General features: G+C 65.2%; 19 protein-coding genes. 12 read left to right on the forward strand and 7 right to left on the reverse strand.

The annotated features are described in order from the left end of the window. Positions 1 to 77 precede the first annotated feature (77 nt). The 5 genes from MAAFP003_RS00165 to MAAFP003_RS00180 are packed head-to-tail and all read left to right on the forward strand — an operon-like array spanning position 78 to position 5,146. Complete coding sequence (locus MAAFP003_RS00165) at positions 78 to 1,553, forward strand: ABC transporter substrate-binding protein (RefSeq protein WP_341477044.1); 1,476 nt, start codon at positions 78 to 80, stop codon at positions 1,551 to 1,553. Positions 1,554 to 1,585: 32 nt separating this feature from the next. Then, a complete protein-coding gene (locus MAAFP003_RS00170) occupies positions 1,586 to 2,476 on the forward strand; it encodes an ABC transporter permease (protein WP_096283363.1) in 891 nt (296 codons plus the stop codon). Next, positions 2,473 to 3,276: an ABC transporter ATP-binding protein gene (locus MAAFP003_RS00175; RefSeq protein WP_096283365.1), complete on the forward strand. Its 804-nt coding sequence runs from the start codon at positions 2,473 to 2,475 to the stop codon at positions 3,274 to 3,276. The genes MAAFP003_RS00170 and MAAFP003_RS00175 overlap by 4 nt, the downstream gene beginning before the upstream one ends. After that, positions 3,273 to 3,632: a hypothetical protein gene (locus MAAFP003_RS28880; RefSeq protein ID WP_133160805.1), complete on the forward strand. Its 360-nt coding sequence runs from the start codon at positions 3,273 to 3,275 to the stop codon at positions 3,630 to 3,632. The genes MAAFP003_RS00175 and MAAFP003_RS28880 overlap by 4 nt, the downstream gene beginning before the upstream one ends. Beyond that, positions 3,629 to 5,146 (forward strand): SulP family inorganic anion transporter, encoded by a 1,518-nt coding sequence (locus tag MAAFP003_RS00180; RefSeq protein ID WP_096283367.1) that lies wholly within the window; start codon positions 3,629 to 3,631, stop codon positions 5,144 to 5,146. Before MAAFP003_RS28880 ends, MAAFP003_RS00180 begins: the two co-directional genes overlap by 4 nt. An 82-nt stretch (positions 5,147 to 5,228) precedes the next feature. Here the strand turns inward: MAAFP003_RS00180 and MAAFP003_RS00185 are convergent, their stop codons facing one another. Then, complete coding sequence (locus tag MAAFP003_RS00185) at positions 5,229 to 6,257, reverse strand: zinc-binding alcohol dehydrogenase family protein (RefSeq protein ID WP_207768429.1); 1,029 nt, start codon at positions 6,255 to 6,257, stop codon at positions 5,229 to 5,231. A gap of 82 nt (positions 6,258 to 6,339) precedes the next feature. On the opposite strand from MAAFP003_RS00185, the gene MAAFP003_RS00190 reads away from it, so the two are divergent. From MAAFP003_RS00190 to MAAFP003_RS00210, 5 genes are all read left to right on the forward strand, one after another. Further along, positions 6,340 to 7,011, forward strand: a complete 672-nt coding sequence (locus MAAFP003_RS00190) for a TetR/AcrR family transcriptional regulator (protein WP_096283369.1) — start codon at positions 6,340 to 6,342, stop codon at positions 7,009 to 7,011. 47 nt (positions 7,012 to 7,058) lie between these two features. Further along, positions 7,059 to 8,678: a CocE/NonD family hydrolase gene (locus tag MAAFP003_RS00195; RefSeq protein WP_423790845.1), complete on the forward strand. Its 1,620-nt coding sequence runs from the start codon at positions 7,059 to 7,061 to the stop codon at positions 8,676 to 8,678. Between the two features lie 121 nt (positions 8,679 to 8,799). Beyond that, on the forward strand, positions 8,800 to 9,654 hold the full coding sequence (locus tag MAAFP003_RS00200; RefSeq protein ID WP_096283373.1) for a transglutaminase-like domain-containing protein: 855 nt from the start codon (positions 8,800 to 8,802) through the stop codon (positions 9,652 to 9,654). Between the two features lie 104 nt (positions 9,655 to 9,758). After that, positions 9,759 to 10,838, forward strand: coding sequence for a calcium/proton exchanger (cax, locus tag MAAFP003_RS00205; RefSeq protein WP_096283375.1), 1,080 nt, complete (start codon positions 9,759 to 9,761; stop codon positions 10,836 to 10,838). A 62-nt stretch (positions 10,839 to 10,900) separates the two neighbouring features. After that, positions 10,901 to 11,221 carry a DUF1330 domain-containing protein gene (locus MAAFP003_RS00210; protein WP_096283377.1) on the forward strand — a complete coding sequence of 107 codons (321 nt, stop codon included), beginning with the start codon at positions 10,901 to 10,903 and terminating at the stop codon, positions 11,219 to 11,221. Here the strand turns inward: MAAFP003_RS00210 and MAAFP003_RS00215 are convergent. Genes MAAFP003_RS00215 through MAAFP003_RS00230 form a run of 4 tightly spaced genes read right to left on the reverse strand, consistent with a single transcriptional unit; the run spans position 11,199 to position 14,623 of the window. After that, entirely contained in the window at positions 11,199 to 11,600 is a 402-nt protein-coding gene (locus tag MAAFP003_RS00215; RefSeq protein ID WP_133160806.1) for a protease inhibitor I42 family protein, read from the reverse strand. The two genes, MAAFP003_RS00210 and MAAFP003_RS00215, sit on opposite strands and share 23 nt — an antisense overlap. Before the next feature lie 26 nt (positions 11,601 to 11,626). After that, entirely contained in the window at positions 11,627 to 12,454 is an 828-nt protein-coding gene (locus tag MAAFP003_RS00220) for a mycofactocin-coupled SDR family oxidoreductase (RefSeq protein ID WP_096283381.1), read from the reverse strand. Beyond that, positions 12,451 to 14,028 carry a flavin-containing monooxygenase gene (locus MAAFP003_RS00225; RefSeq protein WP_096283383.1) on the reverse strand — a complete coding sequence of 526 codons (1,578 nt, stop codon included), beginning with the start codon at positions 14,026 to 14,028 and terminating at the stop codon, positions 12,451 to 12,453. Before MAAFP003_RS00225 ends, MAAFP003_RS00220 begins: the two co-directional genes overlap by 4 nt. Further along, entirely contained in the window at positions 14,021 to 14,623 is a 603-nt protein-coding gene (locus MAAFP003_RS00230; protein ID WP_096283386.1) for a TetR/AcrR family transcriptional regulator, read from the reverse strand. Before MAAFP003_RS00230 ends, MAAFP003_RS00225 begins: the two co-directional genes overlap by 8 nt. Positions 14,624 to 14,753: 130 nt before the next feature. Here MAAFP003_RS00230 and MAAFP003_RS29005 point away from each other — a divergent pair, with 130 nt between their 5' ends. Both MAAFP003_RS29005 and MAAFP003_RS00240 read left to right on the forward strand, forming a co-directional pair. Further along, positions 14,754 to 14,927 (forward strand): hypothetical protein, encoded by a 174-nt coding sequence (locus MAAFP003_RS29005; RefSeq protein ID WP_165796260.1) that lies wholly within the window; start codon positions 14,754 to 14,756, stop codon positions 14,925 to 14,927. A 251-nt stretch (positions 14,928 to 15,178) separates the two neighbouring features. Continuing rightward, positions 15,179 to 15,682: a hypothetical protein gene (locus MAAFP003_RS00240; protein WP_423790846.1), complete on the forward strand. Its 504-nt coding sequence runs from the start codon at positions 15,179 to 15,181 to the stop codon at positions 15,680 to 15,682. Here MAAFP003_RS00240 and MAAFP003_RS00245 read toward each other — a convergent pair. Next, on the reverse strand, positions 15,657 to 16,988 hold the full coding sequence (locus tag MAAFP003_RS00245) for a cytochrome P450 (RefSeq protein ID WP_096283390.1): 1,332 nt from the start codon (positions 16,986 to 16,988) through the stop codon (positions 15,657 to 15,659). The genes MAAFP003_RS00240 and MAAFP003_RS00245 overlap by 26 nt on opposite strands. Positions 16,989 to 17,111: 123 nt before the next feature. Then, entirely contained in the window at positions 17,112 to 17,681 is a 570-nt protein-coding gene (locus tag MAAFP003_RS00250; RefSeq protein ID WP_096283392.1) for a helix-turn-helix domain-containing protein, read from the reverse strand. Between the last annotated feature and the right edge of the window lie 5 nt (positions 17,682 to 17,686).

The following is a 17,686-nucleotide window of genomic DNA, read 5'->3' on the forward strand; positions in this document are numbered from 1 at the left end:
CGAAAACGCCAGATGGCGTAACGGTGGCGCAACGTCCAGTGATCGAGCGGTAATAGATTGCCCCGACGCTGGACTGCGTGGACGACGTAAGACAGACCGACCGTCCCGGCCGACGCACCGGGCGAGCCCCCTGGTCGCGTGCGCGGGCGGTCGCCGCCGCGCTCGTCGTGCCCGCAGTGCAGATGCTCAGCGGATGCGGCCTACTCAGCGAGGGCGCCGAGGTGGTCAACGTGGGCTACCAGTCCAAGACCATCAACACCGTCAATGTCGGAACTTTGATGCGCGATCGCGGTGAGTTCGAAAAGGCGCTGGGCCAACTCGGCAAGTCCACCGGCAAGAAGTACCGCGTTGTATGGCAGGACTTCGCCTCCGGTGCACCTCTCACCGCGCAGATGATCGCGACGCATGTGGACATCGGCTCGATGGGCGACTACCCGCTACTTGCCAACGGATCGAAGACCAAAAGGTACAGCGATTCCGAAACCGAACTGATCGCTACCACCGGCTATAGCCTGCGCGGTTCCCTCAACCAGGTCGTGGTGCCCACCGGTTCCGCCGCCCACACACTCGCCGACCTCGTCGGCAAGCGGGTGTCGACCAGCCTTGGATCGGCGGGGGACGGCATGTTCTCAACCGCGTTGCAACACAACGGTATCGACACGCATGCCATCCACATTGTGAACCAGGATCCGTCGATCGGGGCCTCGGCGATCGACGGCGGGCAAGTCGACGCATTGGCGCAGTTCGTGCCGTGGCCGCAGCTGGTGATTTTCCGCAACCAGGGCCGGCTGCTTTACGACGGCGGCGACAACGAGGTGCCGACCTTCCACGGCGTCGTCGTCCGCAGACAGTTCGCCGACGCCAACCACGACGTGATGGCCGCGTTCATGCAGGCGATGAAGACGACCACCGACTACATCGTCGCGAATCCGCTCTCGGCCGCGTTACGGGTGAGCCAGCTCACCGGCATCGAACCCGAGGTTGTCTATCTCTATAACGGACCCAACGGCCTGGTGTCTTTTGACATGACGCTCAAGCAACAACTCGTGCTGGCTGCCGACAACGTCAAGAAATTCCTGGTCGCCCGGGGGTCGGTGAGCAAGGACTTCGACGTCGCGTCGTTCATCAATGACGAATACTTGCGGGAGCTGTTCGGCCCCGACTACGAGCGCCGGCGCGCCGACGTCGCGAACGCCAGCCGGCTGACCGGATACGACGGCGTGTGCCGTCAGCCCGTCGGCGATCCGGCCGAGGCGTCGGAGCTGTGGCCGCAAGGCGCCGCCACCACTACCGTAGCGGCCACGCCGACGTGCCTGCTGCGCCAGGTTGCGGCCACCGCCGCGGTGCGGGCCGCTTACGTGCCCGACGCTATCAGCCACACCAGATTGCTCGCGAATCACGCTGTCTGGCTTGATGATCCGACCGCGCCGGCGATGCAGCGTTACAAACCATTTGCGACCGACGCCGGCGCCGAGTTCTACCGCGCGCGTCACCCGGCGGCCACGCCGCTCACTTATCCGGCAGCTGTAGCGCAGTCTCGGTCGCTGGGATAGCCGACAACAGACCCCGTAGAGGAAGGAACCCCGTGACAACCACACTGAACCCCCATCAACTGGCCGTCAAACCCACACCAGCCTTGCCGGCCTCAGCACCGCGGCTCAGCTCGCGGCGGCGGATCACCTGGCGCATTCCGGCGGGCATACGGCGCCGCGCTGCGGCATTGTTCCTGCCGCTGATTCCGATCACCGCGTTCGTCGCGCTGTGGCAGATGCTCACTGCTCACAACGTTGTCGCTTGGCTGCGATTTAATCGGATGCCCGCCCCGATGCGGGTCGTCGACGCCCTGGCTGCGCGGATCAGCTCCGGGGGTTATTACGACGACTTGCTGGCAAGCCTGCAGCGGATTCTGCTCGGGTTCGGGCTTGCCGCAGCGGCCGGCATCGCCCTGGGAGTCTTGATCGGTCGCTCACCGACAGCAAGGATGACGCTGCGGCCCTTCATTGAGATCGTGCGGCCCATCCCGGCGATAGCCCTGGTCCCGCTGACCATCCTGCTGTTTCCTTCCAGCGAACAGGGCATCGTCTTCATCACCTTCTTCGCCGCTTTCTTTCCCGTCGTGGTCAGCACCATCCATGCCATGGAATCGCTACCGAAGGTGTGGGAAGAGGCCGCCAAAACAATGGGGGCGGGCCGACTGTCACTCTTATGGCACGTGATCCTCCCTGGTGCACTGCCCGGCATCTTCGCCGGCCTGTCCGTCGCGATGGGCGTGGCGTGGATCTGTGTGGTGAGCGCCGAGATGATTTCCGGACAGTTCGGTATCGGCTACTACACCTGGCAGTCCTACGGCCTGCTGGACTACCCGGGGGTGGTCGTCGGCATGATCTCGATCGGCGCGTTGGGCCTGATGACGGCGTGGGCAGTAGAACGTGTGGGCCGGCGAGTTAACCACTGGTTACCAAGGGCCGGCCAGTGAGCACCGGTGCGGTTCGGCTGGCCGGCTTGAAGCTGGGATTCAACGGAGTCGTCGCCGCCAACGTCACCCTGGACATCGATCCAGGCGAGGTCGTCGTCTTCCTCGGTCCGTCGGGATGCGGAAAGTCGACAATCCTGCGAGCGCTGGCCGGACTCCTGACTCCGCTGAGCGGGCACGCCGCCGTCGACGGCGCACCTGTCGCGGGCGATGCAGCCCAGTGCGCCATGGTCTTTCAGGAAGACGCACTGTTCCCGTGGCGCACCGCGCTGAAGAACGTCATGTACCCGATTCGGCTGCGCGGGCTCCGGGGCAAGGCGGCGAAAGCCGCGGCGCAAGGCCGCCTCGATCAGGTAGGCCTCGGATCCTACGGGGACCATCTGCCGAGCCATCTGTCCGGCGGCATGCGCCAGCGAGTTCAACTCGCCCGCACCCTGGCGTGCGAGCCAAAGGTGATGCTGATGGACGAACCATTCGGTGCTCTGGATGCTCAGACTCGACTGGAAATGCAACGACTACTGATGACGGTGTGGGAGCAACAGAAGATGACCATCCTGTTCGTCACTCACGACGTCGACGAGGCACTGTTGCTCGCTGATCGCATCGTATTGCTGAGCCACCGGCCCGCTAAGGTCGCAGGCATCATCACGATCGACGAACCACGTTCTCCGGCAGCGCAATTCACCGAAGGCTACCAACGGCGGCGTTACGACATCCTGCAATTTCTGGGGCACGACCCGGATGACCGACAAGACGCGCCGCGCCCCGCGTGCCACTCCGCCGTAGGCGGTGAAGGACAGTGACGACAGAAAGCGACCTGAGAACACCGCGAGATCTCAGCGCCAACGCGCACCGCGGCCGCTACCACGTGCCCTACGTATCGGTGCGCGAACATATCCCGTACTCTGCCGCCGAGAGCCTCCGGCCAGCGAGCCACCAATTCCCGACGGCCTCTGGGCATTACGCCGACATCGCACAAGCACGTCTATTCGCCGACCTGTTGCGGGCAGAGCATGCCGAGCTGGGAGCCGCCGCGGGACTCGGCGCACGTGGGCGCGCTGCCCCGTGTCCTCCCGACCAGATGGTGTTGTTGCAAGCAAGGATGCGAGAAGTCCGCCAACTTCTCGAGGCCCTGGAACAGCGGTTTCCGTGGTCATGAGTCTGAAGACCCCGGGCACCCGCGCGGCTGCGACGGGTCCCGACAACTCCGTGCTGGGCGCGCTGCGCAGCCCCGCACGGTTGCGCACCGAAGCACTCGCCGGATTGGTGGTGGCGCTCGCCTTGATTCCTGAGGCGATCGCCTTTTCGGTGATCGCGGGGGTCGACCCGCGGGTCGGCCTGTTCTCTTCGGTCACCATGGCAATCACCATCGCGGTGGCCGGTGGCCGACCGGCTTTGATCTCCGCGGCCACCGCGGCCGTGGCCCTCGTCGTCGCCCCGATCAGCCACGAGCACGGAGTCAGCTATTTGATCGCGACGATCATGCTGGCCGGCGTCATCCAGGTGCTCCTCGGCCTGGCCGGGGTCGCGAGACTCATGCGGTTCATCCCGCGCAGCGTGATGATCGGCTTCGTCAACGCGCTGGCGATCCTGGTGTTCGTGTCGCAGCTGCCGCACTTGCTGGGGGTCCCGTGGCTGGTGTACCCGCTCGCCGCCGCGGGCATCGCGATCATGGTCGTAGTGCCCAGGCTCACCACATCCCTGCCAGCGCCGTTGGTGGTCGTGCTGGTGCTGACGGCGACGGTGGTTGCGTTCGGCTGGCACGTTCCCGACGTGGGATCTCAAGGGGCACTGCCGCGTTCGCTGCCGTTGCCTTCGATTCCGCACGTGCCGTTGACGTGGACGTCCCTGCAGATCATCACTCCCTACGCCATCGGCGTGGCCTTCGTCGGTCTGCTGGAATCTTTGATGACCGCCAAGCTCGTCGACGACATCACCGAAACCGCGTCCAACAAGACCCGCGAATCTTGGGGCCAGGGAGTGGCCAACATCCTCACCGGCATGTTCGGCGGCATGGGCGGCTGCGCCGTCGTCGGCCAAACCATGATGAACGTCAAGGTCGCCGGCGGTCGGACGCGGTTGTCGACCTTCTTCACCGGGGGGTTTCTGCTGCTACTGATCATGTCCCTCGGTGACCTGGTTGGGCGGATACCCATGGCGGCGCTGGCCGCCGTCATGATCGTGGTCTCGGCGGCCACCTTCGACTGGCACAGTGTGGCGCCACGCACGCTGAAAGTGCTGCCGCGCAGCGAGACCGTAGTCATGATCCTCACCGTCGTCGCGACCGTGGCTACCGGAAATCTGGCAGTCGGGGTGACGCTGGGCGTGCTCGCCGCCACGGTGGCATTCGCCCGCCGCGTCGCCCATCTGACCATTGTGGAATCCGATCACCTACCCACGACCGACGACTCCGAGACCCGCGTGTACCGGGTACGAGGCGAGCTTTTCTTCGCCTCCAGCAACGACCTCGTGCATCAATTCGACTATGTGAATGATCCCAAGGACGTCCTCATCGACATGTCCGACACCGACATCTGGGACGCCTCCGCGGTGGCCACTCTCGACGCCATTCGCAACAGATACCAGGTCCGTGGCAAGACCGTACGGATCAGCGGTCTGGACGGCGCCAGTCTCGAGCGCCTCAACCGGTTATCCGGCCGACTCGGCGTCTGACCGCGATCGCCGTCCCGTTTATGGTGCGTCGTAAGACATTCCGGGCATGGCATGTCCAGGCAGGCCTGTAGCCGGGTCCGGCTTACAGGGTCACGACGAGTTTGGCGGCCGACACACCGGCCATGAGGCGTTGGAACGCGTCGGGAATGCGCGCCAGTCCCTCGCCCACGATGGTCGCGGGGGGAGCAGCCCGGTAGCTGCCGTTAGCGAGTGCTGCGGGTAGGAATTCGACGTAGATTCCGGGCCCAACTTCGTTGTCCTTCAACGAGCCACCCCAGATGCCGCTCACCGACACGTCACCGTGCTGGGTGGTCGGGCTCGGCATGACGCTCGCGACGCGCTTGCTACCGCTGGTTCGGCTCGCGATCGCGATCCCTGCCTCGACCGATTGGTGCCCGATGGCCAGCGTGCCGGCCAGCTCGCGGTCACCGATCCATTCGACGATCTCGTCGACGGCGCCCGGACTGTTGTAGTCGAACGCGGCCGATGCGCCGAGGGATCGCACGTAGTCGAAGTTGCGCGGCGAGGCGGTGGCGATCACTTCGTAGCCCCCGGCGCGGGCGAGCTGAATTGCGTTGCTGCCCAAACTTGTTGACCCGCCCCACACGAGCACGGCTTCGCCCTTGTCGAACGGCTCGACACTCGGCATCGTCAGCCCGAGGTGGTCCTGTTGAAATAGACCGGTCGCCGCGGTCGAGAGCCCCATCGGCAGCACGGCGGCCTGCTGGAACGACAGGTCGTCTGGAATGGGCGAGACCATGTGCGGCTTCAGCACGACGTAGTGCTGAAAAGCGCCTTCCGCCGGGCGATTCTGCGATTGTTCGATACCCATCGCGCCTCCGACGACCCGGTCTGCGTGAGCAAACCGGGAAACCCCTTGCCCGACCTCGACGACTTCGCCCGCGACGTCGGATCCGACGACGGCCGGGTAGGTCAGCCACGGCAGGATCTGCTGCAGCAGCGGGCCGGTGATGACGTCGATAGGGTTTACCGCGACGGCGCGCACGCGGACCACGATTTCGCCGGGGCCCGGTGAGGTGTATTCGGCGGGGCCGACCTCGAAGGGACCGTCGGGTGTGCGCAGCCATAACGCCGTATTGTGTTGATTCACAGTCGAATTCCTTTTCCTCAAGGGGCGTGCCCACCGCGCGACCAACCAGAGCCGAAAGTAGTCGTTGACAACTACGTAGTCAATGACTACTTTTGGTGAGGTGGCCGAGCAGAAGCCGTTCCACCACGGCAACTTGCGTGCCGTCCTGCTCGACCAAGCGCAGGCGGTGCTGCGGGAGGGCGGCCTGGACGCGCTGTCCCTGCGGGAGCTGGCGCGTGAGGCCGGCGTCAGCCATGCCGCCCCGCGCAAGCACTTCGCCGATCGTGATGCGTTGCTCGACGCACTTGCCGAACGCGGCTTCGATCAGCTGGCCGAGCGAATCGGTGATGCGGCCGCACGAGAACCCGCCGACTTCCGACGCGCCCTGCATGCCGTGGCATCGGCGTATCTCGAATTCGCGGTAGCCGAGCCCGCGCTCTTGGACTTGATGTTCGCGGCCAAGGTGAACAACCCGTCTGATGCGGTCCGCAACGCATTCGTGAATCACATGGCGGCACTGTTGCGCATCATTTCCCGCGGTGTCGACGCCGGTGTGTATGCAGCGAGCGACGTGGAACGCCTGACGCTGGTGCTGTCGGCGAGTGTGCAGGGCATTGGCGGCCTGGTCACCTCGGGCCGGATCACGGAATCGCAGAGCGAGGCCCTTGTCGGCGATGCGATTGCGCTGTTTCTCGCGGGCGCATCGACCGACGGCTGGAGGACGTTCGCCGACGACCATCCCTGGCAGTTCTGGGCGGACCGGGAAACACGATGACGGACAAGCTGATTCGCGAGGTACCGGCGGTTGAACGCTCGGCAGGTATGCGACTAGTCGATCGCGCGATGAACCGCATGCTCGGCCTGCCCCCGGCGACGACCGACTACTCGGTGCGCAAAAGTGTCCCCGTGCCGATGCGCGACGGCGTCGTCCTTCGCGCCGATCACTACCTGCCGCGCACCGCGACACCGGCCGGCACGCTACTGCTGCGCAGCCCCTATGGCCGCGGCGCGCCGGTGTCGTGGGTATACGCCCAGCTATATGCTCAACGTGGCTATCACGTCGTATTGCAAAGTGTGCGCGGTACATTCGGTTCCGACGGCGAATTCGCACCGGCCACACACGAAGTCGAAGACGGGGCCGACACCGTGGCCTGGCTGCGCGACCAGCCCTGGTTCACCGGCACTTTCGCCACCCTTGGCCAGTCGTATCTCGGCTTCACCCAGTGGGCGCTGCTCGTCGACCCACCTCCCGAACTCGTCACCGCGGTCATCATCGTCGGGCCCCACGAGTCCAAGTCGCTCATCGCACGCAACGGCGGACTCGCCTTGAACAATGTGTTGTGGTGGTGTGCTCAGGTCGCCAATCAAGAGATCGGCGGCCCCGCGCGAAGAACGCTGCGGCAGTTCACTTCCGAGCGTGGCGTGCGGGCGGCGGCGAACCGGTTGCCGCTGGGCCGCAGCGGGCGGGACCTGCTGCGGCAAGGAGCATCGTGGTACGAAGACGCGCTGGAGCACAGCGGTGTCAACGACGAGTACTGGCGGCGCGCGGACGTCGAGGCGGCTCCGGACCGCACGAGAATTCCGGTGCTGCTGATCGGCGGGTGGCAGGACCTCTTCCTCGGTCAGACGCTCGAGCAGTACCGGCGGCTGAAGGCCAACGGATCAAATCCGGCGCTGCACATCGGTGCGTGGACACACCTCGAGATGTTGGGTAGGTCGGCCGGACTGATCACCCGCGAGACATTGCCCTGGCTGGCAAGGCATCTCGCCGGCACGAGTGCGGCGGCTCGGAGTCCGGTGCGTATCTTCGTCACGGGCGGCCCTGGCTGGCGCGACCTACCCGACTGGCCACCGGCCAGCCGAACCCGAACGCTCTATCTCAATTCGGGTGCCGCGCTGTCGGAGGCTGCGGCCACCGACGAGTCGGCGTCGCGATTCACCTACCACCCCGCCGATCCCACTCCCACGATCGGCGGGCCGTTGCTGTCCGCTTCCAACGTCGGGTATCGGGACGACACCGCGTTGAGCCTGCGAGACGATGTGATCACCTTCACGACAGCGCCGTTGACACATGACTGGGAGGTCATCGGAACGCCATCGGTGCAACTGCAGCATTGCACCGACAATCCTCATGCCGATGTCTTCGTCCGGCTCAGCGAGGTCGATTCGCGCGGTCGCTCGCGCAATGTTTCCGAGGGTTTCCTACGGCGCGTCGACCAAGACCCAACCGTGCGAATCCCGTTGGATGCCATCGCCCACCGCTTCCGAGCCGGGACACGGATCAGGCTGATGATTGCCGGCGGCTCGCACCCGCACTACGCCCGCAACCTCGGCACGGGTGAACCGCCACTGACCGCCTTCGCGATGAAGCCGTCACGCCACACCGTCGCGCACGCGTCCTCGTGTCTGGAGCTGCCCGTCGTGGCGTCCAACCGGCGTTAGCGCCTTGAGTCGCTGGCTGCCGACGAGCGGGCAGAGGCGTTGTCCGGTAGAAAGTGCGTAAACGAAAGCCCTGCCAAGCAGCGCGCGGGATTCGGCTCGCTTTGAGGAGAGGCTTGATCGTATGCCTGCATGGAGACGCCGCGGAGTGACAGACGACAGCAGCACGACCGACGTTCGCCGCAGCGTTGGCGCGGAAATGGAAGTCGAGGTGACCGAGCCCACGGTGCTGGACTTCCAGATCACGGTGAGTCGTCAACCAGGCCTCGAGGTGAGCGAATCGCTGACCATCAAGCACAACGGCAAGACCGTTGAGCCGCGCGAGATCATCGGTGCGCATCAAACCCGAATCCATGTCCTGCCCGCCGACAAGGGAACAGTCACCGCGTCGTACGAGGCGACGGTCGTCGGTCACGCGGACCTCGAACCCGTCACCGACATCGACGCCATCACCTATCTGCGCCCGAGCAGATACGCCGAAGCCGACAAGTTCTTCGGTTTCGCCGCAACCGAATTCCAGCAGTACGGCACCTCGGTGACTCTGCTCGAGAAGGTCTCGTCGTGGGTTGGCACCCGGCTGAATTATGTTCCCGGGTCTAGTGATCCGATCGACGGGGCCGCCGACACCTTGCTCGCGGGTGCCGGCGTGTGCCGCGACTATGCCCATCTGGTGATTGCGCTGCTGCGCGCGGTCAATGTCCCGGCCCGACTGGTCGCGGTGTACGCACCGGGCTGCCAGCCGATGGATTTTCATGCCGTGGCCGAGGCGTTGATCGACGGGGTCTGGCAGGTCGTCGACGCCACCTGCCTGGCACCGCGCCAGTCCATGGTCCGTATTGCCACGGGCCGCGATGCCGCCGACACCGCGTTCCTGGACAACCATGGCGGTGCCATCAACCTGCAAAATATGACCGTCACCGCGGTCGTCGACGGTGAATTGCCGAAGGACTCCGTCGAGCAGCTCGTCAGCCTGGGGTAGGAGTAGTGAAGCGATCGCCGGCCCCTTCGCCCGTCGCGGCTGAAGCCGCCCCGGTGGTCATTGCCGGGTCGGGGCATCGCGTCGACTGACACTAGGGTTGATCCATGCCGGATGCCGCCACGCCCGTCCTGGTCAGATCCGATCGAATCCCGTTGATCCTGTCGGTGGCGTTGGTGCTGTGCGCCGGGTTCGCCCACTTCGGCGGCTGGAACTCGGTGTTGACCTTCCTCATCGCCGCCGCGGCGGTGGGTGTGCTCGCGGCGCTCGTCGGCCACAGCGTGGATCAGCTCGGCGACCGCTTTGGAGCCGGCGCCACCGGGGTGCTGCAATCGGCGCTCGGCAATCTTCCGGAGCTGTTCATCTGCCTGTTCAGTCTGCGGCACGGACTGGTCGACGTGGTCCGCGCGGCTTTGGTCGGATCCATCTTGGCCAACCTGCTGCTGGTGTTGGGTCTCGCGTTCGTGGCCGGCGGACTACGTCATGGCACCCAGCAACTCGGGTCCAACCGGGCCCGCACCGTGACGGTGCTGATGTTGCTGTCGGTGACGGCCTTGTCGATCCCGTCGGTGGCTTACTGGATCCACACCCCGGCCTCCCACCACGAAGACGCGCTGTCGATCGTCGTTTCGGTGCTGCTGCTGGGGCTGTTCGTCCTATCCTTGCCGGCCTCGCTACGCCGGCACGACGACGAGGCCCAGCCCGCCGGAATCCACGAGCACCCGCGCTGGCCCGTCTGGCTCGCGATCGGCATGCTCGCCGGCGCCGGGGTCTTGGCGGCTTTCGTGTCGGAGTGGTTCGTCGACGCGCTGCAACCGGCCATGCACGCCCTCAACATCTCCGAGGTGTTCGCAGGCCTGGTCGTGGTGGCGATCGCCGGCAACGCGGTGGAGAATTTCGTCGGCATCCAGCTTGCCGCCAAAGGGCAATCAGCCTACGCGTTCTCGGTCGTTCTCAATTCGCCACTGCAGATTTCGCTGGTGCTGGGGCCGGCGTTGGTGCTCATCTCGCAGGCCACCGGCATGGCCGGGCTGACCTTGGTCTTCAGCCCGATGTTGGTGGTGGCGTTGCTGCTCGCGGTCATCCTCACCGCGTTCATCTCGTTCGACGGCGAATCGACGTGGCTCGAAGGCGCCACCCTGGTCGTCCTTTACGGGATCATCGCCGCAGCTTTCTGGTGGGGTTGACCCGTATCTGCTCGGCCGGCCGCTCATAGCGGCGAATCGCTGGCGCACGTAACGTCTCTGACATGAGCGTCTATGCCTTGAACCTCTTCGACATCGCCGACGCCGACGAGTACCGCGCCTACTCACGACGGTCACCTGCCGAGGTGGCCAAGCACGGCGGTCGGGTCGTTGCGCTCGGAAAATTTCAGGAGGCGGTTCTCGGCGACATCGAACCGCGTCAGGTGCTGATCCTCGTGGAGTGGGAATCGCGGGAAGCCTTCGACAACTACTGCAGCGACCCGGAACTCGCCGATCTGCATCCGCGTCGCGAGGACGGATCATCGAAATACATCTGGCACCTGTTCGACCGTCTCGACGACCTCAGGCCGCTCCTAAATCGATGATCCTTTTCTGCACAGTCACATCCAGCCCATAGCGCCTTGCGACATTGCTCGCGTTGTCCTCCTGCACGAGCGTCACATGCACGGTGCCCGCGCCGGTGGCTTCATATCTGCTGGTATGGACGCCGGGGGCGGTGGGCGCTTTGTTGTCCCACTGATACCGGGACCCGAGATATTTGAGGATCGCGGTATCGTGCGAGCCTTCTTCGTGCCATTGGCAGTGCGACGTCGGGTAGTCGTCGGTCAAGACGATGTCGAAGATATCGCCCTTGTGAATCGTGACATGTCCGCCGTTGTCGGAATCATGCGCCGCCGCGTCCGGGCTGGAGCAGCCGGCAACCAGCACTAGGCAGGCCAACGGCATTGCCAGCTTCCCAAGCATGTTGACCACGCTAACTGCCCGGCGACTCAAATCTTGAGATAGCCCTTGTCGGCGGGGATCTGTGCGGCGGTGACCAACGAGGACGCGTCGCTGGCCAGCCAGACGACGATGTCGGAGATCAGGTCGGGGGCAGCCAGCGACTCGGTAGGCAGTGCGCCCGGCGAGAAGCTGTGGATGTAGTGCGGGTGGTCTTGAAAGACCTGGTACATCGACAGGTCGTTGCCCATCGGGGTGTCGGTGCCATAAGGGTGCACCGAGTTGACGCGGATGCCGAACTCACCGAGTTCGATCGCCAGCGAGTTGGTGAGGCCGACAACACCGAACTTGGTTGCGCAGTAATGCCCGCAGCCCGGCACTGCCTTGATTCCCGCGGCGGAGCTGATGTTGATGATCGATCCACCATTACCGGCGTCGATCATGGCCGGTACCACGGACTTCATCGTGTTCCACAGCCCGGTGAGGTTGGTATCGAGCGTCTCCTGCCACTGTTGAGCCGAAATCTCCCACACCCGGCCCCAATTCAGCACCCCGGCATTGGCTACGACGATGTCGAGCCGTGCGAATTGTTCGATCGCATTCGACACGACGCGCTGCTGGCCGGCCAGGTCGCGGACGTCGACCTCCTCGGCAAGGATCTTGCGGCCCTCACCCTCGACCAGATTGACCGTCTCGGCGAGGTCTTCGGGTGTCGCATGGGGATAGCCGTTGTGCTCGGCGACCGGCGCGCACGCGTCGATCGCGACGATGTCGGCTCCGGCGCGGGCCAACCGGACGCAGTGTGAGCGGCCCTGGCCGCGGGCCGCTCCGGTCACGAAGGCGACCTTCCCGGCTAGCGGCGTGGCGGTTTCGGTCATGCCGATAGCTCCTCTGCTGGCGGTGCCGGCTGCGGCTGGATGGCGGGTTGAGTGCGAAACTCGTAGTCCGTCAACGGCGATCGCCGGCTGAACCGCCGCGACGCGGTGATGGTCTGCGGGCGGTGGTAGACGGTGTCGCGCTGAGAGTTCACAAAATAGGTGGACAGGCCGGGATTGCAGGCCGTCAGGTAGAGGTGAACGGCCTTGCCCTGCCGCTGCATCTGATCGTTCCAGCGGTCGAACGCGGATTGGCTTACCGCGACGGAAGCCGCGCCGCGCCGCCGCACCTCGTCGATCATGCGCACGGCGTGGGCCGCCATCGTCTCGACGAAGTCGGGCCACGCGAATCCGACGAAGCCGAGCGGTCCAACGATCTCCCACCGGTTGGGCAGCCGCGGGTGCGCCGTCCCGGAATAGCTGCGCAACCCCTCGGCGCGGTAAAACTGCGCAAGGTCAAAGCCGTTGTCGCCCAGAACTGTTCCGGGACGGTAGGTCTCAGGGTCGGTCCATAGCTCGTAGCCGGTAGCCAGCACGATCAGATCGACGGGGCGATCCGTGCCGTCGGTGGTCCGGATCCCGGTACGGGTGAAGCGCTCGATCGGGGTGGTGACCAGCTGCGTGCCCTCATGGTTGAACACGGGCAGGAAGCTGCTGGAGATAACCGGACGCTTGGCGAGCAGGCCGTAGCGGGGAACCAGCGCGCGGCGCGTCTGCGGATCCTCGACCACTGCGCGCAGCAGCAATCGGTACAGCAGCCGGCACCAGGCGTCGTAGACCGGCATCAGGCGCGTGAGTACCCGGCCGGGCAGCAGCGGCAGCAGATGCATCAGCGGCGCGAGCATGAAAGCGTCCATGCTTGCCCGCCCCAGGGCATTGACGGCACCGACCGCTCCGGGCAGCCGCAACAGCCGGCGCATCCATGGCGCGATGTCGAAGTCGACCTTGGGCAGCACCCACGCGGGAGTGCGCTGATAGACAACAAGGCTGGCGGCCCGGTCCGACAAAGCCCCGGCAATCTGGACTCCGCTGGAACCGGTGCCGATGACGGCGATGTGTTTACCCGCGGTGTCATAGTCGTCGTCCCAGGCATTGGGCCGCAGGATGGTTCCGGCGAAGTCGTCGATGCCGTCGATGGCCGTGACGTCCTTGGCGTTGACGTAGCCGCCCACCGAGTTGATCACGAAGCGCGCCGACACCGGCGGCCGATCCTTGATCGAAAGGTGCCACCGACTGCCTGCGGCGTCCCATTTTTGTTGGACGACTTCGGCATTGGCTTGCAGGTGCTTGTAGAGCTTGAACCGCGCCGCGGTGTCGCGCAGATACTGGTAGATCTCCGGTCCCGGCGCGAAGAACCGCGTCCAGTTGGGGTTGGGCGCGAAGGACAGCTGGTACCAGAGCACGGGGATGTCGACGGCCAGACCGGGGTAGTGGTTGTCCCGCCAGGTGCCGCCGAAGTCGGGCCCGCGCTCCAAGATGACGAAGTCATTGATGCCCTTGTCACGCAACAACTTTGCTGCCGCGATCCCGCCCGGCCCGGCACCGATGATCGCCACTTCATAGTCGGGTTCAGCCACGGCCGGCCCCGGTCAGCCCGGCGACGATGTGATCGCAGACGTACCGGCGCACGGCACGGGGATTGTCGAGGTTGACCGCGATCGGCGGGATCAGCTCGAAACTGAACAGCATTCGCACGATCCATTCGCTGGCGCGCGCCGCGTCGACCGTGGGACCGACTTCTCCGTTGCGCTGAGCGGCTTGGACCAAGGGCTTCCACAATTCGATCGCGCGCCGCATCAACTCGTCGCCGCCGTGATCCAACAGCAGGACCAGGATGCCGCGATCCAGGCCGCGCGGTATCGATTGCGAGCGTTGACGGTACGCACAAATCAGCACCGCGACCGCGGCCGCCTGCTCGGCCAGGGTGGCTTCCTCGGCGATCTCGACGGCCATGGTGTCGATGAACCCGGCGGCCAACTGATTCAGCGCGGTGGCAATCGCGTTGTCGCGGGTGCCCAACAGATTGTGGACGGTGCCACGCGATACGCCGGCGGCTTCGGCCACCGCCGTCAGGCTGAAGCGCCGGGGCCCTAGCTGGCGCAGCGTGTCGGAGGCGGCGGTCAATAACGCGTTCGGCACCGGCCTGGTGTCTCGCGCGGCATCGACGGGCACTTGAACACATTAGCGATATGTGTTCAATTCGGTCAATGGCGCAGTGGATCGGACGAGCGCCGAAAATCGAAGGTTTGACCAGGTATTGAGCGGGTATTTTCACGAAGCCATATTTGAGAAGGGGGCCGAGATGACGACGGTCGAGCATGGTCGCACGCGGTGTCCGCGATGCGCGGCGTTCGCTGAGTACCGGTTCCTCGAACTCGGCGACAACAAACTCGAGTATGAGGTGCGCTGCGGCAGTTGCGGCCATGTGCACTCCGAGGTAACCGGCGTATCGGCTGCTCCCGCCACTGCCGCGTAAAGGCTTGATAATCGGCTTGTATCGAGCCATAGCAACCCGATCTTGGACAAGCTCCGTACTGTCGGACGACGCTGAAGTCAAAGGGCGAGTTAAGCAACCGCCCATTTAGCGTCAGGAGCAAGAGCATGACCACGTCGTCACCCAGAGTTCATTACCAGGCCCGCGGATTCGCGCGGCGGTTGTGGATGTTCGCCATCGCCGGCGTCGTGGCCGCGGCGGTCGTCATGATCGCAACCGGGAATAGGCAGTCGGTGCGGCTGGCTTCGGCCGGCTCGATCGCCATCGTGAATGGCGTCTCGATAACGCCGGCTCCGGGCTGGACGGTCGCGCACCGCGGCCCCAACTGGGTGGCCCTGTCCGACAACGACTCCAGCGCGCAGTTGCAGGTGGCGGTCAAACCGGCCGACGGAACCGATCTCGTCGGCATGCTGCAGGCCGACATCAACCAGTTATCCGGGACGCCGGCGGCCGGCTTGATCAACGTCAAGAACCTGAGCGCACCCATCACGAGGACACTGCAAGACACCAACTTTCAGCAGGAGGCATTCATCAACTACACCGCGGACGTGTCGGGTCCGCAGGGGTCGATTCCTGTGATCGGTACGTTCAACGAGTTGCTGAACACCTCGACTCACCAGTCGGCTTTCGTCGACTTCCGGCAGGACGACAGTGCCACTACGCAGGTGGACAGCGACGGCGAATTGATGATCAATTCGTTACTTGGACAGCCTATTTCGCGCGCCGGTGAGCGATGATGCGGGCGCCGTGAGAGGGGATGTAGACGACATGACGCGCGCGGGCTGTCTCGGGCCGGCTGCGCCCGGGCGAGAGACGGTAGTTGAGCAGGACCTCACGAAGGATCGCGGTGGATTCCATCATCGCGAATCCGCCACCGAGACAACGGCGTACGCCGGCGCCGAACGGCAACCAGTTCCAGGCGGTGGCAGAGCCGTCGAAGAACCGTTCGGGACGGAACGCGTGCGGATCGGCGTGCTGTCCGGGATCGGACTGGACCGGGCCGATACCCGCGAACACGGTGTAGCCGGCGGGCACGCGGTAACCGCCGAGTTCGATATCGTGGGTCAGGCGTCGTGCAACGGCGTAGAACACCGGATGTAGCCGCATCGACTCTTTGATGACCGCCTCGAAGTATTTGTCGTCGCCGGTGTCGACGGCCGCGATGGCCTTGTCCTGCAGCGCTTGATCATGCGCCAGGTCGTGCAGGGTCCACGACAGCGTGATGGCGGTGGTCTCGTGGCCCGCCAGCAGCAGGGTCACCATCTGGTCGCGCAGCTCGGCATCGGAGAGCCGGTCTCCATCTACTTGCGTGGCAATCAATTGGGATAGCACGTCGCCGCGATCGGCGGTGGTGCCAGCGCTGCGGCGCTCGCGGATCTCCGCGTAGAGCGCGTCATCGATCCGCTCCCGCAGTTGACGGAATCGTTTCCAGGGCCCGAACCGCTGCAACTGCGGGACCACCTCGCCGGCGTACACCGCCATGGATGCGGAGACGAGTCGCGAGAACGGGACACGAAGCGCGTCGAGCTGGGGTCCCTCCCGCAGGCCCAAGACCACGCGCAGCATCATCTCCAGCGTCACGGCGTTCATCCGCGGCTGCGCGGCGAACGGGGTGCCGACCGGCCACCGGCCGATTTCCCTGGCGGCCAGCTCCTTCATCATGTCCCGGTAGCCGCGCAGCGCGGCGCCGTTGAACGGTGGCACCAGCAGTTTGCGTAGTCGTTGGTGAGCAGCTTCGTCGGTGGTGACCACCGAGCCCTCACCCATCACGTTCCGAATCCCCTGAATTCGTCCTTCGCCCGCGTGGAAGGTCGTCGGCTCGCCGCTCAGCACGGACCGATTGAGCTCAGGACTGCACACCAGCACAGACGGCCGGCCCAGGACGGAGACCGCGATGACGTCGCCGTAGTGCTTGCGCAGCCAAGGCGTGATGCGATCCCGATGGGAGAACAGTGCGGTCTGCACCACGCCGGGCACCCGCGGGCCGGGTGGAAGCGGCAGCTGCGCGAGTCGATCGGTCGCGGCCGGCGTCGTCTGGCTCATGTCAACTCACCCAAACGGTGCGGAACATCGGCGCCTCCTCGGGGCTTTCGACGCCCACTCAGCCTACCGAGCATCCGCCGGTGCCGAATCTCGAGACGACGGTGCTGCGGCCTCACTGCGGCCTCAGTGCGGTTCGGCCAGCCTGGCCATCTCGGCGAACATCGATTCGCGCAACTCCTCGCGAGACAGATCCTGCAGTCCCGTTGCCGCGCGCACGAACGGCTCGAACAACTGCCAACCCAGCAGCAGAGCGATCGCGTGCGAGGCGCCGAGCCGGGCGCTCTCTTCGCTCTCGTGCTCGGGCCGAATGCCTTCCAGCAGCCGGGCCGCAGCGGGGAAGCTGGACTGCAGTTTGCCCGCTGGAAACCCGTCGAGCAGGGCACGCGCGATGACCCGAAGGTGGATGGAGGTGGCCGCCTCCCTCTCCTCCGCGGACGCATCGCCGTCGGTCAGGGTAGCCAGTTTCGCGGCCAGGTGATCGAGCACGGCAGCGACGAGCTTCTCTTTCGTCCCGAAATGGCGAAACACCAAGCCGTGGTTGACATGGGCCCTGGCTGCGATGTCGCGAATCGACGCCGCCCCGGGCCCGCGCTCGGCGAACATCTCCGCCGCACTGTCCAGGATCGCGGCCGTCACCTCCGCGCGGCCGGTCGGAATGGGAGCTGCATCGGGGCTTGCGCCGCGTGTAGTCATATGTC

Source organism: Mycobacterium ahvazicum (genome assembly GCF_900176255.2).
Lineage (GTDB): Bacteria > Actinomycetota > Actinomycetes > Mycobacteriales > Mycobacteriaceae > Mycobacterium > Mycobacterium ahvazicum.

Bases quoted from the DNA above. Each gene is read 5' to 3' on its own strand.
- MAAFP003_RS00180 (WP_096283367.1), top strand. From the start codon at position 3,629: ATGAGTCTGAAGACCCCGGGCACCCGCGCGGCTGCGACGGGTCCCGAC.
- MAAFP003_RS00210 (WP_096283377.1), top strand. From the start codon at position 10,901: ATGAGCGTCTATGCCTTGAACCTCTTCGACATCGCCGACGCCGACGAG.
- MAAFP003_RS00245 (WP_096283390.1), bottom strand. From the start codon at position 16,988: ATGAGCCAGACGACGCCGGCCGCGACCGATCGACTCGCGCAGCTGCCG.
- MAAFP003_RS00220 (WP_096283381.1), bottom strand. From the start codon at position 12,454: ATGACCGAAACCGCCACGCCGCTAGCCGGGAAGGTCGCCTTCGTGACC.
- MAAFP003_RS00250 (WP_096283392.1), bottom strand. From the start codon at position 17,681: ATGACTACACGCGGCGCAAGCCCCGATGCAGCTCCCATTCCGACCGGC.
- MAAFP003_RS00195 (WP_423790845.1), top strand. From the start codon at position 7,059: ATGCGACTAGTCGATCGCGCGATGAACCGCATGCTCGGCCTGCCCCCG.
- MAAFP003_RS00190 (WP_096283369.1), top strand. From the start codon at position 6,340: ATGACTACTTTTGGTGAGGTGGCCGAGCAGAAGCCGTTCCACCACGGC.
- cax (WP_096283375.1), top strand. From the start codon at position 9,759: ATGCCGGATGCCGCCACGCCCGTCCTGGTCAGATCCGATCGAATCCCG.
- MAAFP003_RS29005 (WP_165796260.1), top strand. From the start codon at position 14,754: ATGACGACGGTCGAGCATGGTCGCACGCGGTGTCCGCGATGCGCGGCG.
- MAAFP003_RS00200 (WP_096283373.1), top strand. From the start codon at position 8,800: ATGCCTGCATGGAGACGCCGCGGAGTGACAGACGACAGCAGCACGACC.
- MAAFP003_RS00215 (WP_133160806.1), bottom strand. From the start codon at position 11,600: ATGCTTGGGAAGCTGGCAATGCCGTTGGCCTGCCTAGTGCTGGTTGCC.